5 protein-coding genes and 2 tRNA genes are annotated in these 15,479 nt (G+C 65.5%); 6 read left to right on the top strand and 1 reads right to left on the bottom strand.

Translation table 11 applies throughout. The annotated features are described in order from the left end of the window. Nucleotides 1-75: 75 nt before the first annotated feature. Nucleotides 76-603, bottom strand: coding sequence for a bifunctional nuclease family protein (locus tag ACT84W_RS02075; protein WP_432290612.1), 528 nt, complete (start codon nt 601-603; stop codon nt 76-78). Between the two features lie 172 nt (nt 604-775). Here ACT84W_RS02075 and ACT84W_RS02070 point away from each other — a divergent pair. The 6 genes from ACT84W_RS02070 (at nt 776) to ACT84W_RS02045 (ending at nt 15,330) form a co-directional block, all read left to right on the top strand. Continuing rightward, nucleotides 776-852, top strand: a tRNA-Ile gene (locus ACT84W_RS02070). A gap of 84 nt (nt 853-936) precedes the next feature. Further along, a tRNA-Ala gene (locus tag ACT84W_RS02065) sits at nt 937-1,012 on the top strand. A gap of 523 nt (nt 1,013-1,535) precedes the next feature. Then, nucleotides 1,536-8,246, top strand: coding sequence for a Spy0128 family protein (locus tag ACT84W_RS02060; RefSeq protein ID WP_444328035.1), 6,711 nt, complete (start codon nt 1,536-1,538; stop codon nt 8,244-8,246). A gap of 230 nt (nt 8,247-8,476) precedes the next feature. Beyond that, nucleotides 8,477-8,899 (top strand): hypothetical protein, encoded by a 423-nt coding sequence (locus ACT84W_RS02055; protein WP_432290610.1) that lies wholly within the window; start codon nt 8,477-8,479, stop codon nt 8,897-8,899. 138 nt (nt 8,900-9,037) lie between these two features. Next, nucleotides 9,038-10,876 carry a translational GTPase TypA gene (gene typA / locus ACT84W_RS02050; protein ID WP_417575236.1) on the top strand — a complete coding sequence of 613 codons (1,839 nt, stop codon included), beginning with the start codon at nt 9,038-9,040 and terminating at the stop codon, nt 10,874-10,876. Between the two features lie 689 nt (nt 10,877-11,565). Then, nucleotides 11,566-15,330 (top strand): InlB B-repeat-containing protein, encoded by a 3,765-nt coding sequence (locus ACT84W_RS02045; RefSeq protein ID WP_444328034.1) that lies wholly within the window; start codon nt 11,566-11,568, stop codon nt 15,328-15,330. Nucleotides 15,331-15,479 lie beyond the last annotated feature (149 nt).

The following is a 15,479-nucleotide window of genomic DNA, read 5'->3' as shown; positions in this document are numbered from 1 at the left end:
TTTTGTCTACGAAGTGCGCGGGGCCGGCCCGATTGCCCGGCACCGACGCCCGCGATCGGTCGGGAGCGACGCTGCCTATTCGAAGTCCTCCGGCGAAACGTGCTCGACGAAGTCGTGGAACTCCGCCATCTCGGCCTCCTGCTCGGCCTCGCGGACGCCCTTGAAGTCGAGCATCGAGGCGGCTTCGAGCACCGAGTCCTCGGCGAGGATCTTCACCCCGCAGCGCACGGCGAGCGCGATGGCATCCGACGGGCGGGCGTCCACGAGCCGCTCGGAGCCGTCCGCGGCGCGCAGGACGAGCTGGGCGTAGAACGTGGTGCCGGAGACCTTGTTGATCCTGACCGAGAGGAGCTGGGCGTCGAGCGCCTCGAGCGTCGACTTGAGGAGGTCATGGGTCTTCGGCCGCTGGTCCTTCTCGGGCCTCACGCCGAGGCTGATGGCCGCGGCCTCGACCGACCCGATGCGGATGGGGAGGCGGCGCGGCTTGCGCGTGGGCTCGCCGTCCTCGGGCTTCTCGCCCTCGTGCTGCTCGAGCACGACGAAGGAGGGAACGGGTCCGGCGCCCATGGCGACCGTTTTTATGTCCATGACTTTAAGGGGCAAAGCTGAGTCCTCACGTTCGGTGTGTGTCGATGGGTAATCGTACCCATATTGCATGGAGCTGCAAAGGCGGATCGCAAAGACGTCAAAGACAACTAATTTCGGCCCGCGCCAACTTTTTTCAAAAAAGTAGTTGACGGAGGGTAGGGGTGCGCGTAATATAACTTCTCGCGTTGGGCCTGTAGCTCAGTTGGTCAGAGCGTCCGGCTGATAACCGGGAGGTCACAAGTTCGAACCTTGTCAGGCCCACCACTTTTTTCTTGGCAATAGCCGCCCCAGCGTTAGCCGAGTCGCCGCTGGGGCGGTTATTCTTTAGAAAAGAGTGGCCGCCCAATCGGGGACTTAGCTCAGCTGGGAGAGCGCGGGCTTTGCAAGCCTGAGGTCGAGGGTTCGAACCCCTTAGTCTCCACCACGAATCGCCGCCGCCGAGCCTTCGGGCCCGGCGGTTTTTTGTTGCGCGCGGGTCCAGGCGCGGGCGTGTGGCGGGAATGTGGCGGGAATCGCCGTCGTTGATCGCCGTGTGGCAGGAATCGCCGCTGTGGCATGGAGCGTGACAAGAATGGCTGCTGTGGCACGCGAATCTGTGCCACAGCGGCTCTTTTTGTTACGGCTCGTGCCACAGCGCCCATTTTTGCCGCGCCTCTGTGCCCCTGCGCGTCGTAAAGCCCTCTGGCGTCCTTCTCGCTCCGTTCCATCGCGCCCGCGCGCCGCCGCCCGGGCGCCGCAAAGCTCCCGGCGGCTACTCTCGCCGCGGCGCCGCGAGATTTATCTGTGGTTTGGGACAGTTGTCCCACGCCTCGTGACCAGCGAAAAAGAAGCGCCCCTCTGTGTTTTGGCCATTTTTGGGACGAATGTTCACTACCGCCGTGAATCGCCGTTCCGTACGCTCAACGTAGACAGGTCTGCATTCGCTACAGAGAAAGCGGTGATGCCCTATGAAGAAGGCCGTGCGGATTACCCTGGCATACGTGCTCACGTGTGTCTTTGTCCTGACCGGGGTGCTCGCGCTCGCGGCACCGATGCGGGCCATCGCGGAGGAGACCTCCGCGCAGGGGCCCGCCGCGACCACGACGGTCGACCCCGATACGCGCGACCGCTGGAAACACTGGACAGCGGGAGGAGGCGACGAGTCACGGCTCTCGACCCAGAACGTCGGGCGGATCTGGACCGACAAGACCGTTGAGGCAGCGGGCGATGAGGACCAATCGAACTTCTTGACCACGCTCTCCGTCATGTCGTCCACGTCCAACACCACCGTGACCCAGTCGATGCCGCTCGACATCGTGCTCGTGCTCGACGTCTCCGGCTCGATGGATGACCCGATGGGCTCGACTGACAGCACCAAGCGAGTTGACGCGCTCAAAACTGCGGCCGGGTCCTTCATCGACACCATCGCAAAGCAGAACGAGGGCCTTTCGGCCGAGAAACAGCACCAGGTCGCCATCGTCAAGTTCGCGGGTGACGAGAACAATGGGGTCGGAAACGGCAAGTACCGCGACGGGGGGTACACGTATAACTACACGCAGGTCATGAAGAGGCTCTCTGTGTGCAACAGCGGCTCGTCAAGCAGCTTCAAGGACACCGTCAACAAGATCGACCCCTCCGGTCCCACGCGCGCCGACAATGGCATGAAGCTCGCTCAGCTGGAGCTGAAAACCTATGGTCGCGCCAATGCAAAGAAGATCGTGGTTTTCTTTACCGATGGCAAGCCGACCTCTCGCAGTGACTTCGACCCTACGGTCGCGAGCAACGCCGTCTCTACAGCGAAGGCCATGAAGGACTCAGGGACCACGATATACACCATCGGGATCTTCGCCGGTGCCAACCCGAAGGCCGACCCTACAAAATACGGCACGAGCGACGAGAACAAGTTCATGCATGCCGTATCGAGCAACTACCCGGCCGCCACCTCCTACACGAGCGATAAGCTCGGCGCTCGCGCGCAGGATTCCGACTATTACCAGTCTGCGGCCACATCCTCCGAGCTCAAGAAGGTATTCGAGGGCATCTCCCAGTCCATCACCACGGGTGCGGGCTACCCCACCCACATCGAGGAGGGCTTCGAGGCGAGAGAGTCCGGCTACATCACGTTTACGGACACCTTGGGCGACTTCATGCAGGTTGACAGCTTCCGGAGCGCCCAGATCAGCGGCGCGACGTTCCCCACCGCCGCGAAGACCTCCCACGGCAACGTCGACACCTACGAGTTCTCGGGGGCTGCCCACGACCTGGTGATCACCGTCGAGCGCGCGGGCGAGGACAACCCGCGGCAGGGAGACAAGGTTACCGTCCAGGTGCCCGCGTCCCTCATCCCGCTGCGCGAGTACAAGGTCGATGAGGCCAAGGGCACGTTCGAGGTCGCGGACATCGGCAGCGTCATGCCCCTGCGCGTGACGTACGCCTCGAGCGTCAAGGCCGCCGCGCGCGACCACCTCTTTGAGCCCGGCGACACACCTGGCCTGAGCGACTATATCGACGAAAACTGGGACCGCGAAGCCGACACGCTGAGCTTCCTGGCCAATAAATGGTCCGGCGGCGCGCCGGGCGACACCATTGCCAGCTTCCAGCCGTCGAGCACCAACAGGTACTACTACTTCCAGAAGGCGACGCCCCTCTATACCGACGAGGCGTGCACGCGCCGCGCGGCGCGCGCCCCCCAAGGCGGGGTGACCTACTACTACAAGGACGAGTACGTAGCGCAGGGCAAAGACGGGAAGCCGCAGGACGCCTATACCGTGATCGCGGTCGACGGCGGCGCCATCGCGAGCTTCAAAGGCGCCCTCACCATCGAGGGAGGCGGCTACGCCTTTGCCAAGGGCACTGCGCGCCTCGCCTTCATCAACCAGCTCCACACCGAGAAGACCGCTGTGGGCGATAATGCCACCGGTACCGCCCGCGACGTGCTGAACCCGCGGTGGAACGACGACGCGAGCGTCTCCAACGCCACGCACATCGAGTCTCGCCTGGGCAACAACGGCAGGATTACGCTCAGCCTCGCCACCACGCCTGCCGAGCTCGACACCAAGGCCGGCTTCGGCCTGTCCAAGGTGCTCGACGGCCGTGACTGGACCGATTCCGACAAGTTCACGTTCCGCATAGACCTCACGTCCGGGGACCGCGAGGGCCAGAGCGCGAAGGGCGATTCCGCCGTCGTCACCGTGACCAAGGCGGACCTCGACGAGTCCGGCCGCGCTGCCATCGACTTCGGCAAGATCACCTTCACCAAGGTCGGCACCTACGAGTACGAGGTGTACGAGGAGGAGCCCGAGGGCACTGCGGACCACGTCAAGGACGGCGTCACGTACAGCACCGATCGCATCAAGGTCACTGTGGTCGTCACCGTCGACAAGGACGGCAAGTTCTCCGCCGCCGTCACCAAGCCTGAGAAAACGACCTTCACCAACACCTATGACGTGACCCCGAGCGAATCCAGCGTGACCGATCAGATTAAGGTGAGCAAGGCCTTGACCGGACGCGACATGGCGGAGGGGGAGTTCTCCTTCGAGCTCGTCGAGGGCGAGGGGGGCGCCGCCAAGGTGGTGGCCGAGGGAACGAACGGCGAGGACGGCAACGTTGTCCTGTCCAAGGTGACCTACAAGGCCGCGGGCACGCACATCTACACGCTCCACGAGGTCAACGGCGGCAACACAGAAAAGGGCATGACCTACGATCCCGCGACCTATACCGTGACGACGACCGTGGCGGATAACGGGGACGGCACCCTCAGCGTCCAGCACACGCTCGACGGCCCCACGACCGACAACCCGTCCGTGACGTTCAACAATACCTACGAGACGACTCCCGCAGAGGTTGAGCGCTTCCTGCGCGGCACGAAGACCCTGACCGGCCGCGACGCGCTCGAGGGCGAGAAGTTCTCCTTCGAGGCCAAGCAGGTCAGCGGCCCCGAGGGCGGTGTCTCCGGGTTCTCGGCATCCGCCGAGGTCGCCGGCGCGAAGGACGGTGGGCGCGTGGCCTTCGACTTCGGAAACGCGACCTTCTCGCTTCTTGGCGAGTACGTCTTCGAGATCCGTGAGGTCCCGCCCGCCGAGCCTGCCGGTGGCATGACCTACGACGGCCACATCTGCACGGCGACCATCAAGGTCAAGGACCAGGACGGCGCGCTCGTCGTCGAGTCCACCACTTACTCCGATGAGGCCATAGACGGCGTCGAGGGCGCGAGCTTCTTCAACGCGTACAGGCCCGCGGACGCGGAATACGCCGGCATCAACGTTACCAAGGTGCTGAACGGCCGCGAGATGGCGGCCGGTGAGTTCGCCTTCGAGATCAAGGGCGACGACGAAGACTCCGAGGCGCTTCTTTCCGACGCGGACCGAAGCTTCGTGAACGGCGGCCCGCTCGAGTCCGGTCAGAAGGACGAGATGAGGAAGCTCGCCGGCCTCACCTTCACCAAGGAGAACGTGGGGAAGACCTACAGCTTCACCGTGAGCGAGGCCGTGCCCGCCGCCGACCAGAAGCTCCCCGGCGTGACGTACGACGCCGGCACCCACTCCGTCCAGATCAAGGTCGACGACGCGCTCAACGGCGCGATCACGGCGGCGACCACGGTCGATGGCGAGGCGAGCGATGAAGTGGCGTTCGTGAACAGCTACGAGGCGGGTCCCGGCGAGCTCGCCACCGCGACCTTCGGCCTGGGCAAGAAGCTCAACGGCCGCGACTGGGCCGACGGCGACTCCTTCACCTTCGAGCTCGCCGCGGTGACCGAGGGCGCGCCGATGCCCGAGCGCACGACGGCGACCGTGACGGCCGCCGACGTCGCGGACGGCCGCGCGGCCTTCGACTTCGGAACCATCACGTACAACGCGACCGGCAGCTACGAGTATGAGGTCCGCGAGCAGAACGCCGGTCAGGTCGTCAACGGCATGACCTACAGCGCGAACGTGGCACGCGTCCGGGTGAGCGTGGTCGACGACGCGGCGACGGGCAAGCTCGTGGCGACACCGTCGCTCATCTCCGGCTCCGCGACCTTCGAGAACGGCTACTCGGTCGAGCTCGACTACGACGCAAAGGGTGGGCTCTCCATCGCGAAGACGCTCGTGGGCGCCTCCGCGGAGGCGGACAAGTTCAGCTTCACCGTCACGCCCGAGGGCGATGACGTGCTGGGCATCGCGGGCACCTACGCCTCCCCGGCGCTCACCGACGGCGTCGCGGCGACCATCGCCGCCACGAGCGGTCAGATCGTCTTTACGCAGCGGGACGCTGGGAAGAGCTGGGGCTACACCGTGACCGAGTCCGATCCCGGCGCCGGCTTTACCTGCGATGGTGCCACGTGGAACATTCGGGTGAGCGTGGCCGACGACCCCGCGGCAGGGCGCCTGAGCGTGACGACCGTCGCGACGGGCGGCGGCGCGGAGCAGTCCTGGACGTATACCTCCGACGCCGGTTGCGTCGGGGGCGCGCCCAACGTCATCAACTTCGTGAACCGCTACTCCGCGGGCGGCGCGACCACGGCGATCTCCGGGACGAAGACCCTGACCGGCAGGCAGATGGCCGACGGTGAGTTCTCCTTTGAGCTCGCGTATGCGGCCGACCCGGCGAACGTCGTGGCGCGGGCGGGCAACGCGGGAGGAACCGTCGACTTCGGTAGCCTGAGCTACACGACGGACAGCTTGAGGCAGCTCGTGGCCGATGGGCTCGCCTCCCGAACCGGCACCGGATGGTCCGTGGGCTATGTGGCGCGCGAGGCGACGGCGGGGCTTGCCGACGCTGGCATCACCGCGCAGGCGAGCACGTTCGGCGTCACCGTCAACGTGACCGACAACGGCGACGGAACCCTGACCTGTGACGTCGCGTATCCCGATGGTGGGCTGGCGTTCGTGAACGAGTACCAGCCGACCGAGGCGACCATATCGCTCACAGGCATGAAGTCCCTCAACGTGCCCGAGGGCCTGACGGGCCCCGCGGACATCACGGGCAAGTTCACCTTCACCGTGACAGGCGAGGAGGACGCGCCGATGCCCGAGCACACGTCCGCGACGAACGACGGCTCCGGCACGGTCGATTTCGGCGGCATCACCTTCACGCTCGAGAACACCTTCGGCGGCACGCAGACGCAGGCCGAGGACGTCGCCGATGAGGAGGCGGCAAAGAAGGACGCCGCTGCGCCCCTGGATACCCCGGTAGTGGCGGACGACGGCGCCGCGGGCAAGAAGGGCGCGGCTGACGAAGCCTCCGAGATCATGGGCGAGGATTCCGAGGCCGAAGGCGCAACGGACCTCGCGCCGGTGCCGGGCGCCGATGCTCAGGAGCTCGACGCTGAGCCTGATACCGAGGTCGATAGCGTGCCCGAGACCGAGCCTGACCCCGCGCCCCTGGCCGAGGAGGAGCCCGCGCCCCTGGCCGACACCCCTGTGGTCCAGGAGGCTCCCGCAGAGGAGCTCGCTCCCGTGGCGGCAGTCGCCCGTTGGACGCCTAAACGCAGCGCGATCCGCCTCGCGGTGAACGATGGCAAGGTGGACGGCGCACAGGTCGTTGCAGACGATCCTGCCCTGGAGACCGATCCCCAGGCTGACGCCGGCATCGCCGCCGCTCCCGCGGCCCAGGCCCCCGGGCCCCGCAGCCGCATCTTCCGCTACGTCGTCACCGAGTCCGGCAGCCTGCCCGGCGTCGCCAACGACGCCCGCGCTTCCCGCGACGTCTACATCAAGGTCACCGACGACGGCGCCGGGCACCTGAGCGCCGAGTTCGTCGATGGCCCCGACGTGGCCTCCGCCAGGCATCTCGATGCTCCTGACCTGGCCTTCATCAACACCTACGACGTCACGGGCACGAGCGCTTCCATCACAGCGCGCAAGAGCCTCGAGGGCCGCGACCTCGTCGCCGGCGAGTTCGAGTTCGCCCTCATGGGTGCCGACGGGCAGACCGTCCTCACCGCGACGAACGACGCCGACGGCAACGTCTCCTTCGACGCGATCGAGTACACGGCCCCTGGCACGTACACCTACACGATCCGCGAGCTCGTGCCGGCCGAGCCGCGCGGCGGCGTGAAGTACGACGGGCGATCCGTCCAGGTCAGCGTGACGGTCACTGACGACGGCGAGGGCCACCTCGTGGCGAAGGCCGAGTACGCGGCCGATGCTGTGTTCGAGAACACCTACACCGCCGCCCCCGCAGACGTCATGATCAGCGCAAAGAAGGTCCTGCGCGGCGCTGCCCTCGCCCGCGGGAGGTTCACCTTCCTGCTCACGGGCGAGGTTGACGGCAAGGCCGTTGAGCTCACCGCGACGAACGACGCCGACGGCAACGTGGCGTTCCCGCACCTCGTGTTCGAGAACGCCGGGACGTATACCTTCAAGGTGAGCGAGGTCAACGGCAAGGAAGACCGCGTGACGTACGACAAGCACGCCTACGCCGTGACCGTCGAGGTCAAGGACAACGGCGAGGGGCAGCTCGTGGCGACCGTGACGAACGACGCGAAGGGCGGCGCGCTGGTGTTCATGAACACATATACGCCGCCCTCCACGCCTACAGGGACGACCACGACGACGCGGGCCCGCAACACGGCCGGGCGCACCCCGAAAACCGGTGATGACCTGCTCGCCGCCACGACGCTGACCCTCTTGGCGACTGTCGGGGGCGTGATCGTCGCGATCGCCGTCAGGCTCGCGCGGAGGCGCCGGGAGTTCTAGAGGCAGCGGGGGGCACTGTCCCTAAATCGCAGGGGCTGCCGGCTCCGAAAGCACCGGGCGGGGCGCCGAGATCTGGCGCCCCGCTCTTCTTCTTGCCCCTCGAGCGCGGCTGAAGCGCGGAGCCAAGGCACTCGATTTCAAGGAAGCCGCATCGTCTAAGGCGCCGCTTCCCAAAGAACCGGGCTCGCTGCGGTACTATCGTGGCAATGGGCCACGAAGAAAGGAACCCGATGCCACAAACCGATGAGCGGCGCGAAGGCGTCTCGCACAAGACCGATGAGCTCGCGAGCACGCTCCTCGGCCGCGCCCTCGATGTGCTCGCGGTGGGTGAGGACCTGCACGTCCTGCTCGCGCTCGGCGACGAGTCGGGCCACATCGAGAGCCTCGAGTTCGCCGAGGACGGCCCGGAGGAGTGCCTCGAGGGCGCGCGGAAGGCCGCGGCGGAGTCTGCGGACGCCGTGCGCTACGCGCTCGCGTACCGCGGGGCCATCGCCGACGAGGAAGGCGCCTACCAGGACGCCGTGATCCTCGAGTTCGGCGAGCGCGGTTATCGCAGCTACTCGGCGTATTCCCTGGTAGACGTCACGGGCGACGAGGACACCTTCGGCTGGACCGAGCCTGCTCCCGCCGGCGAGGTCGAGCCGCTGCTGTAGCGCCGCCGCGCGCCCCGCTGCCGTCGCGGCGGCCCGTCCTGCCAGCACTTCTCCCTGTAGAAGCCGTGACGGTGCCGTTCGCGCTGTATACTAAGCCAGTTGCCGAATAGCTAGGCACCTAGACATCGAGAGGGACATATGCGCCAGGAGAACATCAGGAACATCGCCATCATCGCGCACGTCGACCACGGCAAGACCACGCTCGTGGACGAGCTGCTGAAGGCCACGGACGCCTTTCGCGCGAACCAGCAGGTAGAGGAGCGCGTGCTCGACTCCAACGACCAGGAGCGCGAGCGAGGCATCACCATCCTGGCGAAGAACATCTCCATCGAGTACAAAGACATCAAGATCAACGTCATCGACACCCCGGGCCACGCCGACTTCGGCGGCGAGGTCGAGCGCGTCCTGCGCATGGCCGACGGCGCGCTGCTGCTGTGCGACGCCGCCGAGGGCCCGATGCCGCAGACCCGCTTCGTGCTCTCGCACGCCATCGCGGCCGGCCTTTCGGTCATGATCGTCGTGAACAAGATCGACAAGCCCGGCGCCGACCCCGAGAAGGCCTATAACGACTGCCTCGACCTCATGGCCGACCTCAACGCCACCGACGAGCAGCTCGAGTTCGCCATGGAGCACGTCGTGTACGCCTCCGCGGTCAACGGCTTCGCCCGTCTGGACCCCAACGACGGCAACGACAACATGTACCCGCTGCTCGACATGATCGTCGACGACATGCCCGCCCCCGACGTGAACCCCGACGGCCCGCTGGCCCTCCAGTGCGTGACCATCGACCACTCCGATTACGTCGGCCGCATCGGCATCGGCCGCATCTACTCCGGTACCATCCACGACGGCGACAAGATCCTCGTCGTGAAGAACGACGGTTCCCGCGCCATGAGCCAGGTCAAGCAGCTCTACACCTTCGACTACCTGGGCCGCAAGGAGTGCACCGAGGCCGTGGCCGGCGACATCGCCGCCGTCGTGGGCGTCGACTCGACCGACATCGGCGACGTCTACACCGACCCGGAGAACCCCGTCGAGCTCGAGCCCATCGAGATCGACCCGCCGACCCTCTCCATCGTGTTCGAGGCCTCGACCTCCCCGCTCGTGGGCCGCGAGGGCGACATCGTCGGCGGCCGCCAGCTCAAGGAGCGCCTGTTCCAGGAGCGCGAGAACAACGTGACCATGAAGATCGAGGAGCTGCCCGACAAGACCGGCATCGAGGTCTCCGGCCGCGGCATCCTGCACCTCTCGGTCCTTATGGAGTCCATGCGCCGCGAGGGCTTCGAGTTCCAGGTCGGTCGCCCGCGCGTCCTGTTCAAGAAGGACGAGCACGGCCACACCGTCGAGCCGGTCGAGCAGGCCGTCGTCGAGTGCCCGGGCGAGTACTCCGGCAAGGTCATCGAGGTCTTCGGCAACGCCGGCGGCACGATGTCCAGCATGGACACCGGCACCACCCAGACCCACCTCGAGTTCAAGATCCCGACCCGCGGCATCATGGGCCTGAAGAACCGCATCCTCAACGTCACCCACGGCGAGGGCGTCTTCTACCACACGTTCCTCGAGTACGGCCCCTACGCCGGCGAGATCGGCGTCCGCCAGAACGGCGCCATGATCTCGATGAGCACCGACAAGGCGGTCGCCTACGCGCTCGGCACCCTGCAGGAGCGCGGCCAGCTCTTCGTCGGCCCCGGCGACGAGTGCTACGAGGGCATGCTCGTCGGCGAGCGCTCCAAGCCCGGCGACATGGTCGTCAACATCGCGCGCACCAAGTCCCTCGGCAACCAGCGCAGCTCCACCGCCGACATCGCCGTGCAGCTCACCCCGCCCAAGTCCTTCACGCTCGAGGAAGCCCTCGAGTACATCATGGACGACGAGCTCGTCGAGGTCACGCCGAAGAGCATCCGCATGCGCAAGCGCATCCTCAACGAGACCGAACGCCGCAAGTGGGCTGTCCGCAACGGTAAGGTCAAGAAGTAAGACTGCGCAGCCATCGGCCGACTGAAGCGCCCGGAGTTCACGCTCCGGGCGCTTTTTTGCGCCTCGCGCCGCGCGGTGCGTAGGGTATGGGCACTTCTTTGTAGAAAAGTGCGCATCAAGTGACAGTTTTGGGCCCCTTGGGGCGCGATTTTGTCACTGGGTGCGCGCTTTGTCGTGCGGGCAAGAAAAGCGCGCACTCACCGGAAAAATCCCCGGTGAGCGTGCCCCTTGCGCTTCTTGCCGCTCCGCGCCGTTGCCATAGGCGGTGGAGTAATGCCAAAATGATTTTTCATGTCGCGGGACCATGAATGTCCCTGTGGCTCGATTGAAAGGAATCATGTGAAGAAGGAACATCTAGACCGGGTCGTCGCTGCAGGCGTGACGCTCGCGATGGTCGTCGGGCAGGTACCCACCGCAGCGATTGCCGACGCGGTCGATGGACAGGCTCCCATGGCCGAGCAGCAGCCGGGACCACGCAAGGCGCCTCGGATTCCTCCGATGAGGGGGTTTCCACGTCGGATGGCGAGAAGCCCGCGGGTTCGGTTGAGGACCAGAAGGAGGCGCCCGCGCCGACCGTTGACGAGGATGCTGCCTCGGCGGACGACGCGTCCCAGCCGCAGGGCGACCCCATTGGCGAGAGTCCTGCGGGAGAGGTTGCCTCCGACCAGGAGGCGAGCAGCCTCATTGGCGTGCAAGCGGCCGAGTCGCTGCGCTATCACGCTAAGCTGACCAAGAGCGAACTGCGCGAATTCCTCTACAACACCTTCGGCAAGCACGTCACAAACTACAAGATCGTGCTCAACGGTAACGAGACGGTCGTCGAGCCTGGGTGGGCGCTCAGCAACGAGGTGCTCGACCTGACCAGCGGAACGTATTCGGTGCAGTACTACGATATGCCCTTGAATCCCAAGAAGTGGGGTTACAAAGACTGTGGTAGCTTCGATCTGCAGCGCTACTGGACCGCGACGTTCAACGCCGCTGGCTGTGCCGACGGTGGGGCACTCATCGACGATGCCGTTGCCACCAGCTACGACATCGACGAGGGCGCGATCAAGACCTTCACCGCCAAGCAGGTCGAGGACTACGACATCGTCTCCGTCATGAACGGCGGCGTCGAGCTCACGCCCAACGAGGACGGTTCCTATGCCATCCCGAGCGGCGCCGATTCCAACATCGTCATCAGCTATAAGGCCGCCGTTCAGGCGAACATCAAGGTCGAGGGCGACGAGGGCCTGGATAGCGCGACCGTGGGCAACGCCTCCGCGGGCGAGGACGGCAACATCGTCGTCAACTATAAGAACCCCGGCGATATCGTGGCCAAGCCCAAGGACGGCTACGCCGTCATGGGTATCGTGCTCGTGAATGATGCCGATGGCAGCGAGGTGACACTCGGCGCGAGCTCATATACGAACCACGTGGCCACCGTCACTGGTGTTCCTGTGCTCACGAAGGACGGCCACTACACCCTTAAGGTGAGCACCGCAAAGGCCGGCATCAAGGGCATTGACGGTGCCGAGGTCGGCGTCTTGGGTCGCAGCGACAAGAGCGCTTATAAGCAGCTGGTTTTCAACGCGGTCTTCGACCAGCAGAATAGTGTCCCCGCGGGTCTTTCCGCCGATGACGTGGAGATCAAGTTCAACGCCGGCGGAAGCTTTGTCGACGTCTGGCAGCCTCTCGACTTCAAGCGCGGTCTGCTCGACTTCGGCCAGCACGAGTTCGGTGCAAACGGCGACGGCTCCACCGAGCAGATTCGCATTACGTACGCCGGGAACGACCAGTACCCCGGCTCTTCCGTCGAGCTTACCGTGAAGGTTGTGGACGGGCGCTACAAGACTGAGTTGTCTTGCAACACCAACGTCTCCATCCGGTACAACGCCGACGCGGACGCCATGCGCGATGAACTCTACAAGGCGCTCGATCTGCGTGTCACCTATACCGACGACGCCGGCAATACCGTGACCGTGCCCGGCGTCGCGGCCGACTCGCTCGAGTTCGACGGGATCGAGCTGCCCGCCGACGTCGGTGAGTACGCGGGCGTGGCCGTCAAGTACAAGGGGACGGCAAGTGAGGGCGACCAGCTCGGCTACCAGCCCTGCAGCTTCGAGGGCGTGACCGTCACGGTGACCAAGGCGCCGTCCAAGGTCAAGGTCACCAGCAAGAGCCTCACCTACGGCGAGACCGTGAAGATCTCCGACCTGGTGGACTCCGACCCCAGCAACGAGGAGACCAAGCCCATCACCGTGATCGCCGGCATCGACGGCGACGCCAAGGGCTATGTGTCCATCGACCTGAGCTACTACTCGCCCGCTGTCCAGAAGCTCATCAACCAGGTCCTCAAACTCGATCAGGGGATCTCGCTGGGCGAGCTCGCCGAGATTGTCAACAATGACGCGGCGATGTCCGCCCTCACGGCGATGCTCAAGCTCGCCGGCGTCGAGAACCCCGAGCAGATCGTCGACGGCCTCAAGACCGTGCTGAACACGCTCACGCAGTATGGCCTCGGTTCGTCCACGGTCGCTCTCGGCGGCACCCCCTCCAAGGTGGGCGTCTATGTGATCGTTGCCGCCACCGCGAGCAGCAACTACAAGACCTCCGTTGGCGTGGGCTACCTGACCATCGCGCCAAAGACGGCCGACGTCCGCCTCGAGTGGAAAGAGCAGCTGCCGCACAAGGTTCTTTCCTATGACGAAGCGCAGAACTTCACCTTTGGCGCCAATGCCTTCGACGGCGATAAGAACATTACCGGGCAGGCCAACGTCCACGTTACGTACGCCGGCATTACTGCCGAAGGCAAGGCGTACCTCAGCTGCGAGGCCCCGCGCGTCCCGGGCGCCTATACCGAGACCGCAACGGTCATCGGCGGCAACTACCTTGTCAAGCCCATCAGCCGCGCCTTCTCCATCGGCCGTAACGAAACCAAGGTGACGATCACAGGCGACGCGTTCACCTATAACGGCACGGCGCAGGGCCCGACCGCCGTCGTCACCGACCCGGACGACAACCCGATCGAGGGCGCCGAGGTTACGTTCCTCTATATGGGCACCACCTCTATGGGCGAGCGCTACATGAGCGCCACGGCCCCGACCAACGCGGGCAGCTACACCGTGATCGCAACGTACGCCGGCGACGCCACGCACGACTGCGCCGCTGCGGTCGCGCGCTTCACCATCGCCAAGGCGGATGTGAGCATCTCGGTGAACGACGCCACCGTGACCTATAACGGCGCCGCTCAGGGGCTCACGGCGACGGCAACCATCGCTGATGGCACCATCGACGTCTCCGACCAGCTGTTCATGCGCTATGGAGGCAAGGACGCCGCGCCCACCGACGCCGGCACCTACAAAACCTTCGCGATTTTCCCGGGCAACGGAAACATCAACGGCACCAGCGTGGAAGCCACGCTTGTGATCGAACCGCGCCCGGTGACGATCACCCCGCAGGCGACCTTCTCCCCGTCCAGGGAGCCTCTGTACAAGGTCTCCGGCGCCAAGGATCCCGACCTCGGATTCACGGTTGAGGACGATGCGGCCGAGACAGCGCCTTGGAAGGGCGATCGCGACCTCGTGACCACCGTCTGTGACGCCCTCAACCCCGTCGTCTCGCGTGCAGACTCGAGCGAGGAGCCCGGTGACCACGACATCCAGGTGTCCGTGACCGAAAACAAGAACTTTGCCCCGACGCTTGGCACGTGCACGCTCACGATCCTGCCGAGCATCACGATCGAAGACAGCCAGAACGGCGTGGTCGAGCTCACCGGCGACGGCCTCGTCGAGGACATGACCTCTGGGGACGAGGCGCTGCAGGGCGCGAAGCCGGGCGCTGAGCTCACGCTGTCCGCCAAGGCCAACGAGGGCTATACGTTTACCGGCTGGACCGTCGTCTCCGGCGATGCCGTGATCGATGACGCGGGCGCCGCGCAGGCAACCCTTACCGTGGGTAACCAGAATGTCGAGGTTAAGGCGAACTTCTCGCTGAGCTGGACGCCGATTGACCCGAGCGTCACCAAGTTTAACGTCAGGGTCTCTGTGGCCGACGATGAGGGCGGCAGCGCCTCTTGCTCGCCCGAGGCGGCGGCGACCGGCGAAACCGTGACGATCTTTGCCACGCCCGATGACGGCTATGAATTCGACTACTGGGAGGTCGCGAGCGGCGGCATTGAACTCGTAGACGCGCGGGCCGCGACCACGACCTTCGTGATGGGGAACGCGCAGCCTCACGCCGTCGCGCACTTCAAGAAGGTCGCGGACCCGACGCCCGCGCCTGACCAGACGCCTGCGGCCCCGGCTTCGCCCGTGACTCCGGAGCGCGATGATTCCGGCGTGAAGGCCGCAAAGAAGTCCGGTGACACTGCTGTGCCCAAGACGGGCGACCCGAGTGCGGACATCGCGCCTCTTGCCCTCGCCGGCGCCGCGGCCATCGCCGCAGCTGCTCTTCGCCGCCGGCGCGAAGAATAACGGCTAGCTAGTCGAACCAATACAGAACGAGCCGCTCGGCGATTTGGCGCCGCGCGGCTCGATTTTTTGTGTCGCGACGGCACTTCTTTACAGCAAAGCGCGCGCCGAGCCGGTGCCCTTCTTACTTTCTGTGGCGCTGCATGGCGCGT

Origin of the sequence: Paratractidigestivibacter sp., from assembly GCF_052362415.1 — a bacterium.
GTDB lineage: Bacteria > Actinomycetota > Coriobacteriia > Coriobacteriales > Atopobiaceae > Paratractidigestivibacter.
This window is presented reverse-complemented; position numbering and strand designations above follow the sequence as displayed.

Bases quoted from the DNA above. Each gene is read 5' to 3' on its own strand.
- ACT84W_RS02060 (WP_444328035.1), top strand. From the start codon at position 1,536: ATGAAGAAGGCCGTGCGGATTACCCTGGCATACGTGCTCACGTGTGTC.
- ACT84W_RS02055 (WP_432290610.1), top strand. From the start codon at position 8,477: ATGCCACAAACCGATGAGCGGCGCGAAGGCGTCTCGCACAAGACCGAT.
- typA (WP_417575236.1), top strand. From the start codon at position 9,038: ATGCGCCAGGAGAACATCAGGAACATCGCCATCATCGCGCACGTCGAC.